Source organism: Mucilaginibacter sp., assembly GCF_036383575.1.
Taxonomy (GTDB): Bacteria; Bacteroidota; Bacteroidia; order Sphingobacteriales; family Sphingobacteriaceae; genus Mucilaginibacter.
Genome location: NZ_DASVOB010000428.1, coordinates 1 through 8820 on the forward strand (window position 1 = coordinate 1; position 8820 = coordinate 8820).

7 protein-coding genes are annotated in these 8820 nt (G+C 43.5%); 1 reads left to right on the forward strand and 6 read right to left on the reverse strand.

Features of this window, described 5'->3' with window-relative positions; translation table 11 throughout:
• A partial coding sequence (locus VF500_RS14955) for an AI-2E family transporter (protein ID WP_330860432.1) occupies positions 1-1098 on the forward strand: 1098 nt, incomplete at its 5' end.
• A gap of 260 nt (positions 1099-1358) precedes the next feature.
• On the opposite strand, the gene VF500_RS14960 is transcribed toward VF500_RS14955, so the two are convergent.
• The 6 genes from VF500_RS14960 to VF500_RS14985 all read right to left on the reverse strand — a co-directional run.
• The gene (locus VF500_RS14960) at positions 1359-2687 is read right to left on the reverse strand and encodes a pitrilysin family protein (protein ID WP_330860433.1); all 1329 of its coding nucleotides are present in this window, start codon (positions 2685-2687) and stop codon (positions 1359-1361) included.
• Positions 2688-2707: 20 nt separating this feature from the next.
• Positions 2708-4087, reverse strand: a complete 1380-nt coding sequence (locus VF500_RS14965) for a pitrilysin family protein (RefSeq protein ID WP_330860434.1) — start codon at positions 4085-4087, stop codon at positions 2708-2710.
• A 133-nt stretch (positions 4088-4220) separates the two neighbouring features.
• The gene (locus VF500_RS14970; RefSeq protein ID WP_330860435.1) at positions 4221-4886 is read right to left on the reverse strand and encodes a hypothetical protein; all 666 of its coding nucleotides are present in this window, start codon (positions 4884-4886) and stop codon (positions 4221-4223) included.
• Positions 4887-5260: 374 nt separating this feature from the next.
• Positions 5261-7711, reverse strand: a complete 2451-nt coding sequence (locus VF500_RS14975; RefSeq protein WP_330860436.1) for a DUF5686 and carboxypeptidase regulatory-like domain-containing protein — start codon at positions 7709-7711, stop codon at positions 5261-5263.
• 84 nt (positions 7712-7795) lie between these two features.
• Positions 7796-8026: a hypothetical protein gene (locus tag VF500_RS14980; RefSeq protein WP_330860437.1), complete on the reverse strand. Its 231-nt coding sequence runs from the start codon at positions 8024-8026 to the stop codon at positions 7796-7798.
• 131 nt (positions 8027-8157) lie between these two features.
• Positions 8158-8820 (reverse strand): helix-hairpin-helix domain-containing protein (locus VF500_RS14985; protein ID WP_330860438.1); only part of this gene is annotated, 663 nt, incomplete at its 5' end.

Below are 8820 nucleotides of genomic sequence, written 5' to 3' on the forward strand. Positions count from 1 at the left end.
GCTGTTAAAGAATACCCCTTTTACCTTAAAAGTACTGTTATACTTTTCGGATTGATATTACTGGTTTATGTATTTGCCCAACTGGCAGATGTCATGATCCCGCTTGCCTTTGCCGCCTTTATCGCCATTTTGCTAAACCCGGTAAGTAACTGGCTGGAAGAACGTAAAGTTCCTAAAATATTAGCTATAGGGCTGACCATGCTACTCGGCGCTGTTTTACTGGCAGGGCTATTCTATTTCCTCTCCACCCAGATCATCCAGTTTGGCGATTCGCTGCCTATGCTGAAAAAGAAATTTGCCGAACTGTTCATCACCTTTAAAGATTGGATAGCCACCACTTTCAATTACTCCGTTCAAAAGCAGGACAAGCTTATTAAGGATGCTATGGATAACAGCCAGGCACTGGTAGGCCGCACACTGGGCAATGTGCTGAGCACATTCGGGCTGGTGTTTGTTGTGCCGGTATATGTGTTTTTGATACTGTTTTATAAGGTACTGATCTTAAATTTCCTCTTTGAGGTGTTTTCCGAAGAAAACTCCAAACAGGTTGCCGAAGTGCTGAAGGAAACCAAAGCGGCTATTCAAAGCTATATTCAGGGTTTATTGATTGAGATGCTGATAGTAGCCGCCATGAACTCGCTGGCATTAGTGCTACTGGGCGTTAAATACGGCATCCTGATAGGTGTTATAGGTGCTATCCTTAACCTGCTCCCCTACATTGGCGGCATCATAGCCATTGCCCTGCCGGTGTTAATGGCAACGGTTACCAAAGATGGCTATAGCACACAATTAGGGGTGATCATTGCCTATATGGTGATCCAGTTTATTGATAACAATATCCTGGTACCGCGCATTGTATCATCAAAAGTACAGATCAACGCGCTTATCTCCATTGTGGTAGTATTGTTAGGCAATATGCTTTGGGGCTTATCGGGCATGTTCCTTTCCATTCCTTTTGTAGCCGTGCTCAAGATCATCTTCGACAGGATAGATACCCTCAAACCCTGGGGCAAGCTCCTTGGCGATACCGTACCCACCAAACCCAAAGGCGCCGGCTGGACCCGTACAAGGAAAAAAGCGGTGCTGCCGGAGGAATAGTTCATTGGTTCATTGGTTCATTGGTTCATTGGTTCAACAGGGCGCAGACCTGTCTTTAGTATAACGCAAAAGGCCCGGAATTTTATTCCAGGCCTTTTATCTTCATGAGATCTTCGCTATAACAGACCAATGAACAAGTGAACCAATGAACCTCGCTCATCGCCATAACAGACTAATGAACCAATGAACAAGTGAACTAATGAACCTCACTCATCGCCATAATAGACCAATGAACCAATGAACAAGTGAACCAATGAACCTTAGTGGTTCACCGGGTTTTCGCCATTATGAAGCGTACCGTTGATGTACAGCAATTGGTTTACCTTTTTCGGATCGCCCTGGTATACCCATACTATGTTGTTGATGTATTTACGGAAGGCGTTGCTTACATCATCGGGGGTTAGTTTCTTCACATCATCAACCAGTGTTAACGAACGTTTCCAGTTATCATGCAATACTTCATTTGCTGCTATTGATGATGCCTGGGCGCTGTTGGTTTCGTTTTTATAGTAGAAACCTGTTAAGTAAGTAACCTTCATATCGGCTACGTCTTCGGGTTTAAAGCCTTCACGTTTAATTTTGTCAACCAGTTTATCAAACACAGCTATGTATTTATCAGGCTCGGTGGTTGAAACAGAGAACTTGGCTGTTGATGTTTGACCGGCACTAAACCAGGCCTGCGGGGCGTATGATAAACCGTTGTTGGTACGTACCTCTAAAAAGTGCATGTTCGAGAAAATACGCATAGCTACGTTAAAGGCGTTAAAATCGGGTGTACCGGCAGCAGGGCCACTTGCTATACCTTCTACATAATTGGTAGCCAGGTCACGCTTTTCAACATTGATGGTGTTTTTTTCGGCCGTGAAGGTAGATTTCTTAAACGCAAAAGCCGAACCTTGTTTAATACCGCTCAGCATCCCTTTTACTTTAGCCTCAATAGCAGCCTGGTCAAGATCGGCAACCACCACAATCACCAAACGCGATTTGGTTAGTATAGATTGGTAATAAGCCTTGGTTTCGGCAGGGGTTAGAGCTGTGATGATAGGCACAGTACCGCTTGGGTCTTTAGCATAGTTGGTGCCAGCAAAGGCTACCTTATCGGCATATTTATCAATGGCATTATCGGGCTGTGAATCTTCCTGCTTGATGTTGTTGATAGCATCCTGTTTAATGCGGGTAAACTCCTTTTCATCAAATTTAGGCTGGGTTATAGCCTCAACATACAGGGGCCAAACAACATCAAAATCGCCTTTAATACAGTTCATGCGCACTACCGAATAGTTTTTGTTGCTGCTGCCGTAAACGGTGGCGCTTACTTTATCCAGCTCATCTTTAAAACTGTTTTTATCGTGCTTTAAAGTACCGCACTCGGTAAGGGCGCTCATCGCCAGCGATTCGATCCCTGCCTTTGTAGCCGGGTAGTTTTGCACACCGCCTTTTATAATGGTTTGTACTTCTACAATATCGTTACCGCTTGGCTGTACAATAACCTTAACACCATCTACCGTGGTTTCATAGGCCTGTTTTTGCGCCCTGGCGGTATTTCCTATAGCCGCTGCTACCAGCAGGGCAATTATATATTTTTTCATCATGATGAGGTAGTTTTAAATTACTTAGCTGCAAAAAATGAAGCCGCGTTTACTGTTTTGTTTAACTCAGGCGCTATGATCAGGCCTGCCGCATATGGCTTACCAATTACGTAAGTCTCCAGGTACTTTTTAATATCGGCACGGGTAACTTTCTGATAGTTGGCATCCAAATCGGTATAAAAATTAAACGAGGTGCTGCACCACTGGTAGCTGATCTGGCTTGGCAGTGATGACGGCTTCTCTTTAGCATGAATATCATTACGGTGCAGGATAGCTTTGGCGGTAGCCATTTGCTCGTCGGTAAAATAGTCGTCCTTGTTCCACATGCTAATTTGGTTCATCAGCTCGGTATAGCATTCTTTCAGCTTGTTAGGGTTAGGCACTACAAAAATATCTATAGGACCAACATAACGGCTGGTGGTATAGTTTACATAAACGCCGCTGGCTAAACCTTTATCAACCAATGCCTGCTGTAGTTTTGATGAGTTTAAGCCCACAATGGTCGAAAACACATCAGCAACAACCGTTCCCGCCGAATCAGTTGGATATGACGGCCCCTGCCAGGTAAATTCCATATAAGGTGTTTGGGCGATGGTGGCTTCCTTAACAAAATATTCGGGCTTGGTTAAAGGCTTAAATGCCGGAATAGGGAATTTGGTTTGCGGATCGAAACCGCTGTTGGCCCAGTCGCCAAAAATGCTTTCGGCAAGGGCAAAGGCATTGTCATGCTTTACATCGCCGCAAATAGTAAGGAGGCTGTTATTAGGGAAATAATATTTATCCTTAATGATCATCATTTTTTCGGGCGTAGCCGTGTTGATCACTTCATGAACACCGATAGGGTTTTTACGGGTGATGAGATCGCCCCAAAGCTTTTGCTGCATACCATACCAAAGCTGGAAACCCGGATCGCTCTCGGCACGCTGAAACTCACCGTCAACCACAGGGCGTTCCTTTTTCATATCTTCCTCACGGTAAATAGGGAAACGGATAGCCGCGTTCATGAACTTTAAACCTGCTTTAAGGCTATCCCTATCAAAAGTAAAGAAGTAGTTTACACGCTCGGTATTGGTGGTACCATTCCAAATGGCGCCAAGCTCCTGCGTACGTTTTAAAAACTTTTCCTGGGTTGGATAGTCCTTATTGGCTTTAAAAAACATGTGCTCAAAAAGGTGCGAGAGACCGCTGTATTCCGGGCCTTCGGTGTAAGCACCGTTTTTAACAGCTATTTCAATGGTGGTTAATGGCACTTTACTGTTTTCAATAACCAGCACGTCCAATCCGTTCGGCAGCGTTTTAAGGAAGTATCCTTCCGGCAGCCTCACCTGGGCAGTAGCCATGCAGGCACTAAAAACTGCAGCTACGCTTAATGCAAAAATTTTGATAAAATCTCGGTTCATATATCTACAATGTTTTATACACTATAAATATATCGGTATAATCTCGAATAAATGAACGATTTAACCGTCTACCCGCAATTTTTTAACACAAAATTAAGCCGTTGGTGATTTCGGCATATTTGCAAACCGGTAATTAAATACCGGCTTTAATGCTGTTATAAGGCAAACCCAAATCATCAACAGAATATTGGGTAAGCACGCTATCTTTAATGGTGATATAATCGCCGCGGTGGGTTACCAGGTATTTTTCTATGCCATCCTTGTTGTCAACCTCGGGTATGGTAGCAGATACTACCTTGCCGGCAGTATCCAGTTCAATTACATATAATTCCTTTTTACCGTCAACAATATCCGTAAAAGGCACAATAAGCGTGTGGTTATTATCGTCAACAAACCTGCCTACAATGCTTTTGCCCGCCAGTTCTTTAGGGGCAAGCGTAAGCAAATGTTTAGCAACCTCGGCACTTATACCGGTTATGTTTAACCGCACCGTATTGCCATCGGCATCTTTAGTGGTATCCTGAATAGTAACCTTATCCCCCTGCGGATAACGGGCTATAGCGTAAAAACTATTGGCACCGGTGCTTTTATCGTTATGACCGGGCAGCAAAAAGTAAAGCTGCAGGTTACTCAGCTTGGCACTATCAGCCTTAATTTGTGAGGTGATGCTCAGCAGCTCAGCCCATTTAAGCCTGCCATCTATTTTAACGGTGAGTTTAGTAGCAGTATCTGACTTGGTAACCCTTGATATGGTATAATGAGGTACGTTTTTCTTAGTGCAGCCAAAAGCCACAAGCATGATTATTAAGCAGGGAAAGATATTCTTGATCATGTGACAAAGTTAAACCGTTGATTTGAATTTAATGCTGGTGATTTTTGATTACGTTGATTTCGCTGATTTTTGGAGGGTGATTTTAAGGTGAATGGTTGGTTGCCATCATACCCACCCCGTCATTGCGAGGCACGAAGCAACCGCGAACTATACAGGGCGGATTTGCTTAGCCCCTCTGCCTATTGGGGATTGCTTTGTGCCTCGCAATGACGCTTTTTAATTTTCTGTCCACACCCTGGCAAAAATTGTCTTACTCACCTAAACGGACGGACACACACACCCTCTCCCTGTTGGGGATTGCTTCGTGCCTCGCAATGACGCTTGTAAAAGGTAAAATCAACCTACAAATTTATCCCCAGCCTCAACGCTGATTTTGCTTCTGTGCCTCCATTATAAGATATGCCGTACATCAGCCGGAAATTAAGATACTGCAAACCAAACCCCAGCTCGGTATAGTTTTTAAGCGTAGGCGTATACAGGTAATTTACATCGATGATCTCCTGGAGCTTAAACTTGCGGATAAGCGGGATTTTATTGGTGATAAACCCGGAAAAGTTGTGTTCGAAATGCCCTTCGAGGTATTTATCAGGTGTGCTGAAATCGTAGTAATCCAGCAGCAGGAAGCGATTTAGCCTTGGTTTGTACGATAACACCTCGTTACCCGCAAAGTGGAAATAATCGGGAAAGAATACGCTTTTGGCGTTGAGGAATTTACCCGCACCTATAAAAAATGAGCTGCTGCCATAAAAGCCCATGCTGATATCGGCCTTGGAAATGTCGGCGCTGATCTTATCATAATTAACATCTGATCCTAACACATTGCTGATGCCTTTGGTATAATTTAAGCTGATGGTTGGGTATTTAGATGGCAGATAACGCCTGCCCGATGGATAGGTTTCATACTTATTGCTGAAATCATAACTGGCCTGCAAGTTTACAGCGAGCGACTGATTTTCGGGGAACAGCAGCGTATTATGATCAGGATCTGCCGGGTTATTGGATGTGAACTGGTGGTCATCCGGATTGATAATGCTGAATGATGCTGTATTCAGTAATGACCTACGATTAGCCCATTCAACCGAAGCACTGCCGCGCAAGCCACCGGTTACCCTACCCGAAAGTGATGCCGATGCAAATCGCTTTTGGTACAATTTCTTAAAGTTTTGCTGCGAAAGCAGGCTATGCACCGTGTTAACAAATGTTGACATAGGTGCCTGATCATTTAAATCAACCACATCCGATCCGCCATTTAAACCCAGCGTAAACCGTTGCAGTACGTGAATAGCCGCACCTGCCGAAGCATTGAACAAATGATTGGAAAAACCATAGCGTACTTTACCGTTCAGCCTAAAATAACGGTTATTGACGGTATCCACCAGTTTACTGTATGATGCTCCGTAGTCAATAGCCAAACCCTCAACCGTATTATAAAGCAGGGAGCCGATGATCGGATCGTAATGAAAATACTCCTTTTTATAGCGGTTACGGGTATTGATGCCCGTAAACAACAGGTTTACCGGCTTAAATTTATTGTTGGCCTTATCCAGCGAGTCAAGGTATTCTTTGGATTCGCGCTTTTTGGCGAGTTTATCTTTATTGGTATAGTCTGTAACCTCTTCGGCAGTAAGCGGGATTGGTCGGGCCTGGTTCCAGTAGGCGGTATCTTTGCTGATGCCTTTGGTGATCCGGAGCACTTCGTTAAAATCAGCTTTGTTTACTGAAGGATCGAGGTTGTAGTTTTTATAGATCGAGATAAAATGCCCTCCCAATTTAAACCCGAACAAGCCTCCTGTAAATTCAAATTTTACGGATGATGTCATCCACACCTTTTCACTCACCGGGAAAAACTGCTGGTTAATTTTTAGGGTATCAACAAAATTGATGTTGGCTTTTTTGGTGATGTAAAGCTGCAAACCATAAATGCGCCAGCTATCATCTAAAATATAAATATACCCCTCAAAACATGGATCGTGCGCCCGTTTGGGGATCACCTGGATCTTGTTGATAGTTTCACCATTCTCTACCGAGGTGCCTATGTATTTGTAGTTGTAGTAAAACATAGCGTTATCTGCCACCGGCGATACCAGCGGGCGGTTGCTCATACCCTGCCAGGTTTCATAGTTCTGGTAAAAGTTAACCGCCATGTCCGACGCCCGGTTAAAGCTGAACGCCCTGTTACGGCCGGACACTTTAGACGATACCTGCTCCTCATGCACCTGATCGGGCCTGATGAAACTATATTTTGATTCCGACTCGGATAGGTAAACTATCCCGCGGCGGTTTGAATCGAGCCCGGCTTCGCTGGTAGCTTTCTGCACGTCAAAACCCATGAAGCTTTTGGGGGCAGCCAACAGTTTTTGCAGGCCCTTAATGTAAATATCGCAGGTGTAAGCTTTTACTTCGTTAAGATAGGTCTTGCGCTTTTTAATAGCCTTACGCATAATAGCATATGCGGGGTCTTCGCCACCCGCATGCACAGTTACATCCTTCAACTGGTAGGTTTCTGTTTGCAGGCTGATATTGATCACCTGGTTAGTAACAAGATTAACAATTTTACTTTGCTGGGCGTAGCCAACAGCTTTGTATTGAATTTCCTGCCTGCCGCCATTTAAACGCAGCAGGTATGTGCCCTCACTGTTGGCAGATACTCCTGTGGTGGTGTTTTTTATAAATACTGATGCAAAAGGAATTGGTTTACCTTCTTCGTTGGTTATTTTACCGCTGATACTGAATTGCTGGGCATATGAGGAAAAATTTAGTATTAAAAATAACGCAACTAAGGCTGGCTTCATTTAGCAGATGTTTATGCTAAGATGAAACTTATTACTTGATTGTTACAACGCCAAATTGTTAAATAATGTGAAAAGGCACCCCGCTTAGGATGCCTTTTTCTTCACTGTTTCTTTGCTGCCAAGAGGCGGATGAGGTTTATTTTTGGTGTTCCAGTCTTTAATATCTACCAAACCCGGCTTTGTTTGGTAGTGCGATTTGCTCTTTGGGCACCTCACAATAAACTTACCTTTAACCTGTGTTATAACAGGCCTTTCTCCGCATTCTTTGCAGGGTTCACAAAAAATATTGGGCTGTATCGCTATAAATTTTTCCATAGTAAATTATTCGAACGTGATGCGTTTAATTAATTATGGGAATCCCTTTTGGTAAAGCAAATTACATCATTTTTAAGCTGAGAACCTTGCGTTCTCTTCTCAATGCACAAAATGAACAATTCAGGAAATCACTATTTTATCAGCTCCAGTAAATCATCATCGCTAATGATAGGAATATTAAGTTTATTAGCCTTTTCAAGCTTTGCAGGGCCCATATTATCGCCGGCAACCAGGTAATTAAGTTTAGCGGAGATACTGCTCAGGATCTTGCCGCCGTTTTGTTCAATAATGTCTTTCAACTCATCTCGCGAAAAATTCCCGAACGTGCCGGATATAATAAAGTTCATTCCGCTAAGCTTTTCGCTGGCCAGTACAACTTCTTTTTCTTCAGCAATAAACTGCAACCCTTGCTCCCTTAGTTTTTGTATTTCCTGGCGATGGATGTCACCTGCAAAATATTCGGTTATGCTTTGGGCTATGCGTTCACCTATCTCTTCGGCAGCCGTTAATTCTTCAACCGATGCTTCCATCAGTTTATCTATATTTTTAAAATGGAATGCCAGTTTACGGGCAACAGTTTCACCTACATAGCGGATGCCCAATCCAAACAGCACTTTTTCAAAAGGCATTTTTTTGGATGCCTCAATACCATCAAGCATATTATTAATCGATTTCTCGCCAAAGCGCCCCAATTGTTTCAATTCGGCAGCACGGGTGTGCAGCTCATAGATATCACTGATATGACTAATAAAGCCTTTGCCGTACAACGTTTCAATAGTTTCATCGCCCAAGCC

Coding starts and splice junctions, on each gene's coding strand:
- VF500_RS14960 (WP_330860433.1), bottom strand. CDS start 2,687: ATGAAAAAATATATAATTGCCCTGCTGGTAGCAGCGGCTATAGGAAAT.
- VF500_RS14965 (WP_330860434.1), bottom strand. CDS start 4,087: ATGAACCGAGATTTTATCAAAATTTTTGCATTAAGCGTAGCTGCAGTT.
- VF500_RS14970 (WP_330860435.1), bottom strand. CDS start 4,886: ATGCTTGTGGCTTTTGGCTGCACTAAGAAAAACGTACCTCATTATACC.
- VF500_RS14975 (WP_330860436.1), bottom strand. CDS start 7,711: ATGAAGCCAGCCTTAGTTGCGTTATTTTTAATACTAAATTTTTCCTCA.
- VF500_RS14980 (WP_330860437.1), bottom strand. CDS start 8,026: ATGGAAAAATTTATAGCGATACAGCCCAATATTTTTTGTGAACCCTGC.